The sequence below is a fragment of the Okeania sp. genome (assembly GCF_983059655.1).
Genome location: NZ_CEZPJD010000099.1, coordinates 1 through 15,311, shown reverse-complemented (window position 1 = coordinate 15,311; position 15,311 = coordinate 1). Strand labels below are relative to the sequence as shown.

General features: G+C 32.9%; 8 protein-coding genes and 1 pseudogene. 2 read left to right on the top strand and 7 right to left on the bottom strand.

The annotated features are described in order from the left end of the window. Positions 1-758: pseudogene (locus AC3DU7_RS08440) on the top strand (COR domain-containing protein); the annotation flags it as partial. 487 nt (positions 759-1,245) lie between these two features. Here the strand turns inward: AC3DU7_RS08440 and AC3DU7_RS08435 are convergent. From AC3DU7_RS08435 to pgsA, 6 genes are all read right to left on the bottom strand, one after another. Continuing rightward, the gene (locus tag AC3DU7_RS08435) at positions 1,246-1,935 is read right to left on the bottom strand and encodes a hypothetical protein (RefSeq protein WP_488038908.1); all 690 of its coding nucleotides are present in this window, start codon (positions 1,933-1,935) and stop codon (positions 1,246-1,248) included. 473 nt (positions 1,936-2,408) lie between these two features. Next, positions 2,409-5,315 (bottom strand): AAA-like domain-containing protein, encoded by a 2,907-nt coding sequence (locus AC3DU7_RS08430; protein ID WP_488038907.1) that lies wholly within the window; start codon positions 5,313-5,315, stop codon positions 2,409-2,411. 2,195 nt (positions 5,316-7,510) lie between these two features. Beyond that, positions 7,511-8,332, bottom strand: coding sequence for a tetratricopeptide repeat protein (locus tag AC3DU7_RS08425; protein ID WP_488038906.1), 822 nt, complete (start codon positions 8,330-8,332; stop codon positions 7,511-7,513). Positions 8,333-8,905: 573 nt separating this feature from the next. Further along, positions 8,906-10,240, bottom strand: a complete 1,335-nt coding sequence (locus tag AC3DU7_RS08420) for a sensor histidine kinase (protein ID WP_488038905.1) — start codon at positions 10,238-10,240, stop codon at positions 8,906-8,908. 663 nt (positions 10,241-10,903) lie between these two features. Next, positions 10,904-12,832 carry an ABC-F family ATP-binding cassette domain-containing protein gene (locus tag AC3DU7_RS08415; protein WP_488038904.1) on the bottom strand — a complete coding sequence of 643 codons (1,929 nt, stop codon included), beginning with the start codon at positions 12,830-12,832 and terminating at the stop codon, positions 10,904-10,906. Positions 12,833-13,414: 582 nt separating this feature from the next. After that, positions 13,415-13,930, bottom strand: coding sequence for a CDP-diacylglycerol--glycerol-3-phosphate 3-phosphatidyltransferase (gene pgsA / locus AC3DU7_RS08410; RefSeq protein WP_488038903.1), 516 nt, complete (start codon positions 13,928-13,930; stop codon positions 13,415-13,417). Positions 13,931-14,095: 165 nt separating this feature from the next. On the opposite strand from pgsA, the gene AC3DU7_RS08405 reads away from it, so the two are divergent. Beyond that, positions 14,096-14,329 carry a hypothetical protein gene (locus AC3DU7_RS08405; RefSeq protein WP_488038902.1) on the top strand — a complete coding sequence of 78 codons (234 nt, stop codon included), beginning with the start codon at positions 14,096-14,098 and terminating at the stop codon, positions 14,327-14,329. A gap of 165 nt (positions 14,330-14,494) precedes the next feature. On the opposite strand, the gene AC3DU7_RS08400 is transcribed toward AC3DU7_RS08405, so the two are convergent. Next, positions 14,495-15,046, bottom strand: a complete 552-nt coding sequence (locus tag AC3DU7_RS08400; RefSeq protein WP_488038901.1) for a hypothetical protein — start codon at positions 15,044-15,046, stop codon at positions 14,495-14,497. Positions 15,047-15,311 lie beyond the last annotated feature (265 nt).

Below are 15,311 nucleotides of genomic sequence, written 5' to 3'. Positions count from 1 at the left end.
CCAGAGCAGAAGTAATTGAATATTACGGTAAGAGAGAAATAAAAATTAGGATTTATGGGCAACAAAAACGAGATTTAATGACTATTGTGACTCACGAGTTGGATAAAATTCATAGTTCCTACAATAATCGACTCAAATATAATAAATTAATTCCTTGTAATTGCAAGGATTGTAAAGAAAATAGCCAGAATCCTCACTTCTATAAATTTGATGACTTGCAACGCCGGATTAATAATGGTATATTCAAGACTCAATGCGAGTTGTACTATAATGAAGTTGATGTATTAAGTTTAATTAATGATGTAATAGAAAGAGAACCGAGTATTAGTTTTTTACAACCTAAAGATTCTACAAACCCTATGACAAATAATTATTATGGCTCAGTAATAAATATGAAAAATAATGATTTTATTGGCAGTCAAACTATAGCTGAAAAAATTGTCAATGACCAAAGCCGTAAAATTGAAAATAAAGATGGAAATGTTGTAGGGAATATATTCGGCGATGAGAGTAATATCCGAGATAAAGTAACAGTAAGTTATCCTCAGCAAAAAATGGAGGAACCCAAAAAATTTGGATTTTTAGATTTCGTGACTTGGATGCAGAATGGGCAGATTCTTTTCATCTTAATTTCTTCTATGATTGGCGTTATTTTGCTGATTATTTATCCTCAGTTATATCCAGATGGATTACCAAAATGGGTGCCAATTCAAGATATTATTCCAGTTCCACAAACAGAAAATGAATCTAATAGTTAAGTAAGCATTCAGCGGTCAGCAATCAGCAATCAGCTATTAATTCACTGCCTTTATAGCAGGAATTAGTATTGAGAATTTTCAGGATAATTCAAAGTATTGAAAAAATAATAACCTTGACCTTAGCAGTGTATATTCATTATTTATGAAACAGCTAAAATCTGAATGCAAGCTAGCTGAATACTTACATAATTCAAAATGAATATAACCCACATTCCGCACTTCAAGAGCGTAACATGAAAATTAGTATAAAATCTGTAGCTTGCTTAAGCATTTATACTATATAAATTATCGTTGGAAGAAGGTATGAGTATAATTAAAAACTTTAGTTGTGGGTATAAAGCCCACTAAAAATACATATTTATTTCAAGGCACGTAGTCCGATGAAATAATACGTCCTTATTTCAATCCCATGTTTTTAAACGTGGGTTTTTCTTCCTTCTTCCCTCTTCCCTCTTCCTTCTTCCTTCGTGAATTGATAACTAACTTGTTATCTAGGAATAACTGAAGTGATTAGCCCATATAGTTTATGCCTGAAAAAACTTTTCTCTACTTTCGTAGATTGTGTAGGTTGTTTCATTACCTGTAATAATGAATTTAAAGCATAATCTTCAGAGGAATTTACTTGCCGATCGAACAGAGCAATATTCATCGCTAAAGGAAGAGCGATCACTGCTACATCTGGCTCTAATTCTTCAATTAATAAATCGATAGACTGAGGTACTCTAATTGCAGAGCGAACCCCGTCTAACATATTTTCATCTAATCCCAATTGTTGTAGATTAGGACATATTTCTTCCCATTTAATTTTCTGATTTGGTTCCCCCGCTTGAATAACATAAGCTATCAACCTTTGCAGCTTTCCTTGTTGCTTGGCTGTCATTATTTGGATCGGTTCGGTTGCAGTTATTTCTTGGGAACTATTTTGAGGTTCTTCTATATTAATACCATCGACAATTTTGTGCCAATCTTGGCAATCGCAAGATTCTGGTTTTTCTACAGTTAAGGAAATAGTTATTTTTTTGTCTAGACTAGCATTAAGTTCGGTTACTTCTGCTTTTACTCCCAAAAAACCTAGCCATTTAGCAATTGTATGAATTAACGTTAGACGGGTTGAGTGACAGTTTGCTAATAACCGAACCTGGGTCCGAACCATGGGACGAACTATTTGTGTCAGCATTATGGTTAACTTACTGTCTTAGTTATAAATTTACTTTTTTATAGAATAACTAATTTTGTTTGTCTGAATAGCAATTTTAGCTACAGATTTTTTTTTGCCTTGCAGTATTCTAAATTAAATATCAAAATTGCTACCAAATCTGATATAATATTAAATTGATAAATGTTTGCTAGATTTTCTTGAGCGGGGGAGTAGGGGAGTTAGGGAGTAGGGGAGAGGTAAAAATAAGAATAATTAACAATAACTGGCTAATAATTATCAAAAAAATATTCAGTCTGTGTTAATTACTTAATAATTGAAGTGTCACTTAAATATAGCATTCTATGTTGTATTAAATCTTAATTCCTTATTTGATACAGCAGATTCCAAGTACATCCGTCGCGGGCAAGATGCCCGCACTACTAACATTGAATTTTAATTCCTTATTTGATAATTTAATATTTTCGTCTAACCCCTAAAGCCTAAAACTTTCTTCATGGCATTCTAGCAAAATGTTCTAACAATAATCTATGAATAAAAATGTAGCCACCGCCAACTTTTTGTAGAAAAATTAACTGAGTTGCATAATCAAGAAAACGAGCATAATTCCAAGGCATGTAATTATTAATATACAAAATAATTCGTAAAATAAAATGTTTGACACAAGCTTCCCCACCTCCCACAGCTAATCCGAAAATTAATCCATACTTACCCCAAACTATGAAGTACCAGTCTAATAATTTAGCAGCTAAAATCATCACTATAGCCGCAATTACACCAAATATTAAAGCATTTTTAGTTGACAACAAAATACCTTGATTGGGAACCGTTACTTCTTCTACTCCCGGACCTGTCATACCACGGACTATTCCTAGAATTAGCCCTAAACTTAATCCGCCTGTTGCTCCTCTGATCATGCCATAGCTAATCTGATTAGGAATTGCAAAATTATACCTAAAAATAGCTTCTGATATGATTCTAAATAATAAGCCAGAAATTAGTCCAACAGTTATACCAATAATTATTCGGTTGATAGTATATTTTCCTAACCATCTTAAGCTTGAGACTGTTTGAATAGTTTTAAATCCAAAAAAACGCCAGAAGTATAGTACACCAAATCCCAGAAGAATTAGGAATTCATAACGTAGTAAAGCTTGATTGAAAAGATTCCAAAATAATAGCAGGATTATCAAAAAAAGAATAATTGTATAAGCAATAATATAAAATTTTCTTTGTAGCCAAGTTGGCTGCATTCGTTCAATTAAAAATACAGTTTCTGATTCTCTCACCATTTGCTTTGCTAACCAACTAAGCCATTTTTTTACTTTCCCCTGAGAATAGAGAATATTCACCGAACGGCGCTTAAACATTCGCTCAATATAAGCATTAAATAAATGTTCTCTCAGTTCAGTATTACTGCGACTAGGTAGCTCTTCAATAGATATTCCTTGATAAGCCAAACTCATAATACTTAAAATTAGAGGAGACCGGGCAAATTCTTGTAATTTAACATCATATTCTAATGCTTTACTTACTGCTGCTAATTCTGAACCTGCATTTTTTAAATACCCTTGAATTTGCTCTAAACTTAAAGGCTGTAAATAGATAGCTGCTTGAAATATCAAATTACTTGAAAGAGCCTCATAATCACGAATACGACTACAAACTACTATTTCTGTTTGCCCATATTCTTGACAAAAATAATTCACACTATTCACACAATCTTCTCGTTTTTCTCTGCTTACTTCATCTAAACCATCAAGTAGTAAAATTAACCTTTGTTCTTGTATCCAAGTTTTGCCAATTTGTTGAGAAACTTGATATTTAGTATGTAATTCCAGAACTAACCAATCAGCGATCGCCTGTTTTTTTCCCTCCCAAGAAGATAGATTAAAAACAACAGGTATTGGCTGAGTTAAATCTGCTTCAGTTCGATTAATTAAATCTCGTGCTAATTCTAATAAGGTTGTAGTTTTTCCAGAACCTGGCTCACCCAAAATTAATAAAGTTCGACCTGCACCTAACTCATCAAATTTATCAATAATTCGAGTACCTGGCGGCAATTCTTGCTGAGGATTATCTAAATCTTTCCACAGTAAACCCCAAGGACGATTTACTGCATTTTTTCGTTCTTCTAATCCTAGTTCAATTAATACTTTGCCGTGTAATGAAGTCTCTAATACTCCTTTCACCCAATAATTTTTTACCTTATTCAACAATATCTTGCTGTTTCGATATTCCTGCCGACTTATTGATAAATTATTATCCGAATTTAGAGAAAAATCACCATTTTTTAATCTCCCCACTTCTACCAAAGTATTATTTATCCAATTCCGGTTAAAAATTGCTTCATAAATACAGTTATAAACTTTTAATTTGCCTTGTTGTTGCACAATCAATCCAGTTAATCTTAATTCTAATTGCTCTGAACTATAATTAACCTTTACTCCTTTTGTCTGATAAATTTTTTGATATAGTAATAATAATTTCTGGCGTTGATTACTTAATAAAAGGCGGTCGCGAATTGTTCGTAAATGCTGTGGTTCATCCTGACTTTCCCAATTATCTACGATCATAGTTCGGACAAAATCTTCTACCCACTCTTTTTCCTGATTATTCGGAATAGAAGAATCAGATTTTAGGGTAAGTTGACACAATTTTTGAGTCAGAAAAGGTTGTCCACCAGTCCAACTTAATATAGCTTTTAATATTCCTTGAGGATTAGTAGATTTTGTAGTTAATCCTGTTACTAAAGGTTGAGCTTCTTTGAAACTAAAACCAGTTAATTCTATTCCACGACCAATATTAAATGGACTCCGAACTTTATCTTGAATTAAATCGGCAGGAGTAGCTACACCAAAAAAAGAAAAAGTTAAGCGTTTATATTCTCGATTTTGACCCCTTTTATCGTAACAAGAACGAATAACTGTAAAAAAATCATCTACTCGAAATTTTAAACTTAGAATACTATCAATTTCATCAATAAAAATTATTATATTTTGAGGAATTAACTTAAGAATAATAGATTGAATAAATTTACTAAAACGCTGCCCATAAGATAAATTATTATGCTCAAACCACCAACTTGTTAAATCGAAGCGATCGTATAAATCTAAACTACTAATAATACTATCAATTACACTTGCATACCATTGTTCGGGAGTAATATCTAAATTACCAATTGCACTTAGATCAATACCAGCACAAATAATTCCTTCCGTTTGTAAAATTTCCATAGTTTGTATTCGCAAACTAGACTTACCCATCTGTCGAGAATTAAGAACATAACAAAATTCTCCTGCTTTTAATCCACGATATAATTCTAAATCTGCTTGACGTTTAATATAGGTGGGAGAATCAATTGGTAAACATCCACCGACTTGATATTGATAATTTGTCATAGCTTATTTTGGCGGAAGGAAAAAAATAAAAAGTTGTAATTTATAGATTTTAGCAATTATAGCAACTTTAATTTGTATTAGAAAATTTTCTTGATAACTAGATAAGTTTGAATAACTTAATTTCTATCAATTTATTGATTGTGTTAAAGGTATAAAAATATTTTTAAATAATGATAGATAAAGTTAGCGATCGCCGGATAGTATGATTAAAATGTATTTTTTATACTTGAAGTTTAACTAATGACTAGAAGCCTATTTTCCGACGATACTCCTGTCAATTTACACAAGCACATTCTTTGATAATATATTAAAGCCCAGGCACACATTAAAATTCAAGGAGAAGCAGATACTCGAATTGTAGATTTTCCTCTACTTATAGCGTTTCCCAAGCTAATGAGGTACAGTTGTTTTTCTTCTTTATCGGTTTCTACGGTAACCAGACTTACTACTCCCTACTCCCTACTCCCTACTCCCTAAAACCAAGGAATTTTGTACCTCACGCTTTTTGGAAATTGCTATATTACTAATTAGATTAGTATAAAATAGCTGGCGATAAAAGCATAATAATTTATCTATCAATTATTGAAATTAATTGGTTTAGAAACAATAAAACTGGGCAAAATATTGAAATTTTTTTCTACGCGCCTACCCAAAAATATCACCAAAAAATTATAAAGGTAAATGTAAGCATTCAGCCGTCAGCCGTCAGCTGTAAGTTATTAATATGATTATCTTGGAAGAATAAATTAGTCTTTAAGGAGAATTAAAAGTTACTACTCAAAGTATACTCCTTTAACAAGAGAAAGAATTATTTGCTGATTGCTGACCGCTAATAGCTGAATGCTTACAGATAAATAGATTATGAAAATTTTTTGTCTTACCAATACTGGAAAAATTCTACCTGACAATTATCTGAATTCATCTCTATATCTTACTCAAGAAACTCAGTTTTAATTAATAGTAGAAAAATAATATACTGTCTATGCACTCTACATCTAGCAACAAAATGTTTGGTACTATATTTGTGACGAATGTTATACCTATTTTCCGCTCAAATATCCTGCACCTTTATTTTCTGTAACAGATTCCCGCTCTTCTAGGTATTGGCACATAAAATTAAGAGATAATAGTTTTTTATCTCTGACGTTTGAACATTGGTTTTCTATTCCTAATTTTTATAAAAAACTGACAGAGCAAGATGAACAAGCAGTATTAATTTTTGAGAAATATAAAGAATTGATGGATGCTGAAGCTGCCTTACCTATACCTGAACTTTTAAGTGCAGAAAAATTACTAGCAATATCTCCACTACAACTAGAAAATTAAGTGCTAATACTTACAGCACTTTGCGCGGATAGTGAGGTACAGTTTGAAAATTAATCTTTTTTTCCCTACTGCCTACTGCCTACTCCCTACTCCCTACTCCCTAAAGTCCTAAAATTTTGTACCTCATCAACTCCAAAACTGCTGTAATTTGAAATAGAAGAAAATTCGCCCTAACATGACTTTGATATTTTTTAGGGCGAAAATAGCTTAAAACTATACAAAACAAAGAAAGTACCCCAAAAAGCTAAAAATGCTTTTCATTGACTATTCTGAGGTAGTGCGTTGCAAGGGGGTGTCCCCGTTGTAGCGACTGCCACCCTGCATAACTTGTTTAGAAACGACATCTGGCTATTTTACCTTGAAAGCATAGCTCCTGCTTCATAAAACTGATACAAAGGGTAACATAACGTGAAAAATTGATAGCGTAGCTCCTCTGTAGGAGGCTGTTTACTTCCTGCTGTACGGACGTTGCATGCAACGTCCCTAAGGCTGTCGGCGGTTACTCATCCACAGGCATTAACGGTCAAGCCAACCGCATTCCTACACTTTGATACTTACATTTAAGTCTTTGTCAATTAACATAACTAAAAAAGTCCTCAAATCCTTACTACGCCGTTCCTAGTAGGGAGCGGTATTTCTGGAAAGGTCTACATCTATATAGATAGACTGCTAGAAATGCGAATAGCAGGGATTAGTGCAGAAGATACAAAGCGTCACCCTCGTTACTACTTGCCTGTGAGAAATAGCGTATTATGTCGATAAATTGCGAAAATTGTTAACTAAGTCGAAACTCCCCTGGAGAAAATTTAGCTACTTTGAATGACGCGATCTTCTGCAACATAGAATTAAATGTTGTAGCTGACCCTAGTTCATGGAGAAACCTGATCTGGAGACGAAGGTGGTAAGTCTTCTATTTGAGCTAAAGTTTCTTGAATACGCGGAGTTGCCAGAAACCTTTTTGCATCCTCCAGCAAACGTTCTCCCCATAAATTTTGGTCAAGATAATCAATATCTGCATATCTGCTATCTAGTTGTAGAGCTTTTTCTCCCATAGCAAAACCTTGTTGTTTATCCCCTTTAGTGTAGAGAGCTACTGATAGTGCTAAAAGTGGTTCTGCTGCCTTACTATCTAAAGAGATAGCTTCCCGCCATTTTCCGATCGCATCATCCACATTTCCCATCTCGTATTCAACTAAGCCAATATTATTAATTGCAGGCCATAGATTTTTTTCTAACTCATAAGCTTCTTCATATCGATCGATCGCTCTCTTAAACTTACCACGTTTGTAATAAGCATTACCTAAATCGAACAAAGCACCAGGGCTATCTGGTTTCAACTTTAAACCTTCCCTTAACTGCTTGATAGCTTCTCCATACTCAGCTCTTTGAAAGTAAGCCCTACCAAGGACAAATAGAATATCAGCATTACTTGGATCGATTTCTTGAGCTTGTTCTAAAGCAATAATACCTTCTTCTAACTCTTCAGCTTGAATGTATAGACTGCCTAATAGTGCCCAAGTCTGTTGACTATTCGGGGCTAACTCAGTGGCCAATTCAGCTCTCGATAAAGCTAACTCAAATTGTTGAAATCTTGCTAACTGTACAGCTTCCTCAGCTAAACTTAAACCCGTTTGCTCCAATTGAGCTGAGTTTAGCTGTGGTATGTGAGGAACTAATGCTTGTCCCAGCATCGGTTTCTCTGTAGCGCCCCATAGGCCAAGGGTAATGAATAAAGAAACTAAGAAATGTCGATTTGGCACGTTCAATAATGGATAATGGATAATGGATAATTACCTCTCCCTAAAAATGAAGAGGATGAAATAAAAAGAAAATTTTTTCTTCTCTTGGTAAACTTGGATATGGTGCAGGTTTCCTCGCCATCCCACTGTACGGGAAGCTCCGAAGATCGACAGCTTGTTTCTCTTTTAAAGGAGAAGCTTTAAATCTTAATCCTTCGGTAAAGAGTATTTATAGCTAAGAAGTTCAGTTGAATTAGTGTCAAGTATATGGTATGATAAGATAACTAAAAATTCTATAATTTGCACTATATTAGTATTACATATATCTAAAAAAGAGCCTAAAACTCTTACTTCCTATAGGAAAAAATCTAATTTCTGAATATGTCTATTAGAAATAATACCTCTATATTTCCGCTTCAGGTTTTTAAGTAATTATTTTTGTAAAAATTCTCTACTCTTTGTTTTTCAGTCAGGAGTATCTGAGTTTATATTTTTTCTTCTCTAGATATTATGAATAGTATTCAGTTAAACTATTGGTATTATAATCTCAAATTCAGTACCGTTACCTGGCAAGGAATTTAGTTTAAGCTTTCCACTATGTTTTTCAGTAATAATTTGGTAACAAATAGCTAGGCCCATACCTGTCCCTTTGCCTACAGGTTTTGTGGTAAAAAAGTTTTCAAAGATTCGATCTTGTATTTCTAGAGGAATGCCAAGTCCATTATCAGCTATTTTAATAGTTAGCCAATCAGAGTCTTGCCTAAATATGACTTCTGTACTAATTTTAATTTGAGGTTGCCAATCACACAAGTCCAGTTCAGCTAATTTTTCATTAAGTGCATCAATACTATTACTAATAATATTCATAAATACTTGACTAAGTTGACCAGAATAGCAACTAATCGTTGGTAAATTTATACAATAATTCTTAGTAATTTTGATGCCATGTTTAAGACGATTATTTAAAATCAGTAAGCTACTATCTATACATTCATGGATAGATGCTTGTTTCTTTTTAGACTCATCCATGTGAGAAAAATTGCGAAGACTATTCACAATTTTCAGCAGTTGCTCCGATCCCAATTTAATACCTTGAGTCGTCTCAGCTAATTCTTCTTGTAAAGAATCATAATCTATTTGTTCTTTAATTCGAGCGATCGTTGGAGGTGGCTCTGATATTTCATCATAAGCAGATAACAACTTAGCAATTTCTTCTAAATAAGAATTTAGAAATATTAAATTATTCCAAATACAGTTAACAGGATTTCTAATTTCATGGGCTACACCAGCAACCATTCTTCCCAAGCTTGCCATTTTCTCAGTTTGAATAGCTTTTGCCTGAGTTTGTTTTTGTAGTAGATGACTCGTAAGTTCATGAATTTTTGACTGAGCAACTAATAACTGATGCACATCCAAAAGTCTATAAACATTAGCTTCTATTTCTACAACAATTGGCTCGTATAATAATTCAGGCCGCCTCTGCAAAGATTTCTGTGCTGCTTCTACTATTAAAGTATTACCAGGAAGAATAGATATATCTATCTTAGAGAAACGATATAAAGCTTCTATAGGTCGCTTGTAAAACATCTCTATACCATAGCGACTTCCCATTTTTTCAAAAAATAATCTCCGGGAAATCATACCAACTAATTTATCTTGCTGGTCTCTCAAAATCACACCAGGCAGTAAAGGGTTGGCTTCAAACACAGGTGCAATATCTTTCCCAAGATAGTTAGATGCTATTTGAAAGTCTTGCAGAGGTAGTTCCTGTATAGTTGACTCTAAAGATAAAAATTGACTTTTAACCTCTAAATTAGGCACAATAAATGAATCTGAATATGACTCATACAAAGCAAACATATTATAGGGAATCCCTAGTATTTTTGTATCAATAGATACGAATTATTAAAATATTCCTAACAGTTTGCTTGCACATCTGGAATATATTATCATGACTTTCTTTAACCTTTCTAGCACAATCCTCAGAAGATCATCAAAGTTGATAAAAATTGCTTAATTTTATTTATTAATACATTTGTTTGTTTTATACAAAACTCATAGCATATGATAATGTGGCCTATATTCCTAAATCTCGATCACAAATAAAAAAAGGCTTAATTATTTCATTTTTCATTGCACGTCAGTTGATAGATAGTCATCTACACAGTTGTATTCTATGGTAAATTTATCACTTTAAGTTTAGGTAAGTAAGTAATTATTTTTAATATAGCAATCCTAAATTGATTGTGACAAATCAAAAAGTAGATAAAAAAACTGAAACTCTTACCTGTTCCCTGTTCCCTGTTCCCTGTTCCCTGTTCCCTAAAAATAGTAAGATTTTTATACACAAATAAAATAGGATTGCTATAGATTTGAAGTAAGTAAATTTAGCAAAGGGGCAATTATCAATGACTACCTCTTCTACAAATCCCCGTTTATCCTAACTCTTAACTACTCCCTACCCTCACAAAAAGACTTTTTCAGCAAGCCCTAATTATTAATTATTAATTATTACCTTATCCTCTAAGAATTTATTTCTGCCAACTCTAACCATCTTTCTGTAGCAGTGTCTATTTCTTTTTCTAAATTTTCTACTTTTTCATGGAGCTTTTGAACTTCACTTACTTCTCCTGGAGGTGCATTATAAAGTTCATTTTCATACTTTGCCTTATCCACTTCTAACTGAGCAATTTTTTTCTCTAAATTCTCATATTCTCGCTTTTCTTTTGACGATAATTTTCTTTGCCTATTCTTATCCCAAGAAATCCTTTCTGATTTTTTTTGTTTAGATGAAATTTCCTTAGACTTTTCTGTAACTGCCACAGCTTTTTTTGTTGCTGCTTCTACTTCTTTATAATCTATATAAAGAGAATAATTTCCCGGATACTGTCGTAAATTTCCTACTCCTTCAAAAGCAAAAATTCTCTCTACAGTCCGGTCAAGAAAATAACGGTCGTGAGAAACAACTATTACACAACCATTAAACTCTTCCAAATACTCTTCTAAAACTGCCAAAGTTTGTACATCTAAATCATTAGTAGGTTCATCCAAAATCAAAACATTCGGCGCACTCATCAATACTTTTAAAAGAAATAATCGTCTTTTTTCCCCTCCGGAAAGTTTATATACAGGAGCATATTGTTGATTACCAGGAAACAGAAATCTTTCCAACATTTGAGACGCACTAATTTGAGTACCATCAGCAGTTTCCACATACTCTGCCACATCTTTTATATAATCAATTACCCGTTGACTTTCATTCATGGCATCCAATAAATTTTCTGAATGTTGGTCAAAATATCCTATATGTATTGTCCCACCAATTTCTACTTTGCCAGAATCAGGTTTAACTCTACCTGTAATAATATCCATTAGGGTAGATTTTCCCACTCCATTACCACCAATAATTCCGACTCTATCTTCGGGTATAAATTCATAAGTAAAATCTTTAATTAGAGTTTTACTATCGTAGGATTTACAAACATTTTCTAACTCAATAACTTTTTTACCAATTCGACGACCAGCGGTCGAAATATCCACCTTTCCTAAAGCTTGTTTAAACTCCGTTCCTTGCATTTCTTCTATGCGTTGAATCCTAGCTTTTTGTTTAGTGCTACGAGCTTTTGGTCCTCGCTTCAACCATTCTAATTCCCTGCGTAATATTCCTTGATGTTTGCGTTGAGAACTAACTACTGATTCTTCAGCTAAAGCCTTCTTTTCTAAATAGTAAGAATAATTTCCAGTATAAGTAAAAAGGTCACCCCGGTCTATTTCAATAATTTTATTAGTAACTCGGTCGAGAAAATAACGGTCGTGAGTAATTAATAAAATTCCTCCAGAAAAACTATTTAAGTAACTTTGTAACCATTCTACAGAGATAGCATCTAGATGGTTTGTTGGTTCATCCATTAACAAGACATCGGGGTCAGAAAGTAAAGCTGCTGCTAAAGCAATACGTTTACGATAACCCCCAGATAAGTTACCAACTTTGGCATCAAAATCTTGAATTCCTAATTTGCTGAGGATAATTTTTGCCTTAGTTTCTAATTCCCAAGCATTTGTATTATCCATGGCGTGAGTTACTTCAGAAAAACGCGCCATTAGTCGATCGTCTTCAGGGTGATGGGCTAATTTTTCCGATAATTCTTCATATTCTCGTACCAGTAACATTTGTTCTCCACTATCAGAAAAAACTTGTTCTAATACGGTGTTATTTTCATCTAAATCTGGTTGTTGTGGCAAATAAATAATTCTGGCATTTTGATTAATTAAAATTTGACCGCCGTCTATAGGTTCTAAACCAGCAATCATTTTTAATAGGGTTGATTTTCCCGAACCATTTGTACCAATTAAACCAACTTTATCATTGGCATCTAAACTGAAATTGGCATCTCTTAAAACTTCTTTGATGCCAAAGTCTTTTTTTACTGATTGAAGTGTGAATATACTCATTTATTTAAGTTAAAAGTTAAAAGTCAAAAATGTTTAAGTCAAAAGTCAAAAGTCAAAAGTCAAAAATTAACATTGCGACACTCTAGCACCTACCACCTATTTTAAGTAAAAAGTAAAAAGTTAAAAGTCAAAAATTAATTAGGATAAATTGAAGTAATTATAGAATTATCAACATATATTATATAACCGGATTATATATAAAACGTAAGCATTCAGCGGTCAGCCATCAGCTATCAGCTATTGCTTTTAGTTGACGATAAAAGCTTGATTAATTGTTTTACCACAAAAGTTGCCTCCCTTTCCCTTAAAGTAAGTTGTTAATTTAAATACTGTCCCATAAGATAGAGTCTTGTTGCTGATAGCTGACTGCTAATAGCTGAATGCTTACTATAAAACCTACTACCTAAAACCTACCACTTCAACTATTACCTAATAATTAATAATTATTAATTAAATAATTGAGCTTTATTAGCTTACCCTTTCAAGGGGAAAAAAGTGCTAGGATATCTCCTTATATTCAATCAAAAACAGTTTTAACCAGAGGTAATTATCAATTATCAATTATCCATTATCAATTATCCATTAATGAATAGCTTCTTGATCAGGCCATAGGTAAATTATTCCTGAAATTATCGTTAAAGCTACAGCTATCCAAAACATAATTCTAACTGGAGTTGACCAAACTTCAGGTAAGGGAGCGATTAACAAAGAAATAGCGATAATTTGACTTACTGTTTTTAATTTCCCCCAAATATTAGCTCCTGAAATTTGTGTTTGATTAACCCGCCAACCAGCTATAGTTAACTCCCTACCTAGAATTAAAAATACTCCCCATGCTGGTACTTTTCCTAATTCAATTAATCCTAATAAAGGTGCTAATACTAATAATTTATCTGCTAAAGGATCTAAAAATTTACCGAGGTCGCTTACTTGGTTAAGTTTTCGTGCTAGATAACCATCTAAAAAATCTGTAACTGAAGCAATTAAAAATATTACTAGACATATCCAAAGATTCTGATTAGTAGGATTTTTCATAATGTAAAGAATCAAAGGTATTCCTAGAAGACGGGAAAAAGTAATCCAATTAGGTATATTCATAAATATTTTGGTAATGGTTTAAATGCTGAATAGCTTAGTCAAAGCAAAGGGCGCAGACATATCAAAAGCTTAAAGCTCAGATAACACAAGATTTTTCCTTCTTCTTTCTTTCTTTTTCCTTCTGCTATACAATTATTGAAATTAATTTAATTAAAAAATCCAATCATGTCTGTATCAAAAGAAGAAGCAAAGCAATTATTAGAAAGGTTAATTTTTGACAAAGAACGTCCTCAAGATTGGGTGCAAGATGTTTGGGGAATGAGTCCAACTTTGGGAGAAACTGCCGCTAAGTTGTTAGATGTTTTTGATGTATTAATTAAGTCTTGTCCAGAGGCTGAATTAAATGGTGTCCTGCAAACCTTCGAGACAGAATTGTTTGATGAGGATATTCAGCAATGAATAATGAACAATTAATAATTAATAATTAATAATTAATAATTACTCTTTCTTTTAAGAAGGGGATCGACTAAAAGGAAAATTTTTTATTTTATCCTCTTAAAGGGAAAAGCTTCAAAACTAATTTTTTCAATTACTAGTTATTAATTATGAGGTGAAGTATCCTAATTATTTTTGAGATAAAAACGGTTGATAATTTGCCATTTTTGAGTGTCCAACAGGATTGATTCCCTGTTGTAAAAGTTGATGGGCAATTTGAACGGCAAAGCAGCGATCGCTACTATGTTTAACCCCATATAAAGACAACAAAAACTTTGGTTCAACAACTAAAAAATTATTCACTTTTATTGTAGGAACTTCTTCCACAAAAATATCCAGCATAACTTTAACAGTTTCTCCTGGTAAAGGAACAAATTTAGTATAACGGGAGAATGTATTTGAACCTGGTAAGCGGTCGAATCTTGTCCAAGTTTTTTCATATTCTTGTTGTTTCAATTGAGCAATTAATTGACCAAAATTATCAGGTTTAACAAAAATATCAACATCTTTATGGTCGTGAGCGTGCTTGAATTCTGTATGATTTTCTGGGGTCATAAAATGCCAAGCCCATCCACCCGATAACACAATTTTATCGCTAATTTTATTAATTTCATCTAGGATAACACTTATTCGAGTACTATCCCACAATTCACCTAAACATTCAGGATTATGTATTCCCATTGCTTATATAATAAATAAATTTCAATTTAATCAAAGGGTACTAAGCTAAGACACATTTAAAATGCGCTTTAGCAAGTCAGAAGGCGCGAAGTCAGAATTAATAAAGGTTATATAGCAATATGATTTGAGTTGTGAGATATTGAAAACTTTTAGGGAACACCGGATCTGGGAACAGGGAACAGAGAAGAAGAAAAAAATGTATCATCTAATATATAATAGTTCCTATATTCTATACTTTTAAGGAACATCTCAATTCTCACAACTG

What these genes read in the sequence shown, in the direction of transcription:
- AC3DU7_RS08420 (WP_488038905.1), bottom strand. Translation starts at nt 10,240, where the DNA reads ATGTTTGCTTTGTATGAGTCATATTCAGATTCATTTATTGTGCCTAAT.
- AC3DU7_RS08430 (WP_488038907.1), bottom strand. Translation starts at nt 5,315, where the DNA reads ATGACAAATTATCAATATCAAGTCGGTGGATGTTTACCAATTGATTCT.
- AC3DU7_RS08435 (WP_488038908.1), bottom strand. Translation starts at nt 1,935, where the DNA reads ATGCTGACACAAATAGTTCGTCCCATGGTTCGGACCCAGGTTCGGTTA.
- AC3DU7_RS08405 (WP_488038902.1), top strand. Translation starts at nt 14,096, where the DNA reads ATGTCTGTATCAAAAGAAGAAGCAAAGCAATTATTAGAAAGGTTAATT.
- pgsA (WP_488038903.1), bottom strand. Translation starts at nt 13,930, where the DNA reads ATGAATATACCTAATTGGATTACTTTTTCCCGTCTTCTAGGAATACCT.
- AC3DU7_RS08400 (WP_488038901.1), bottom strand. Translation starts at nt 15,046, where the DNA reads ATGGGAATACATAATCCTGAATGTTTAGGTGAATTGTGGGATAGTACT.
- AC3DU7_RS08425 (WP_488038906.1), bottom strand. Translation starts at nt 8,332, where the DNA reads ATGCTGGGACAAGCATTAGTTCCTCACATACCACAGCTAAACTCAGCT.
- AC3DU7_RS08415 (WP_488038904.1), bottom strand. Translation starts at nt 12,832, where the DNA reads ATGAGTATATTCACACTTCAATCAGTAAAAAAAGACTTTGGCATCAAA.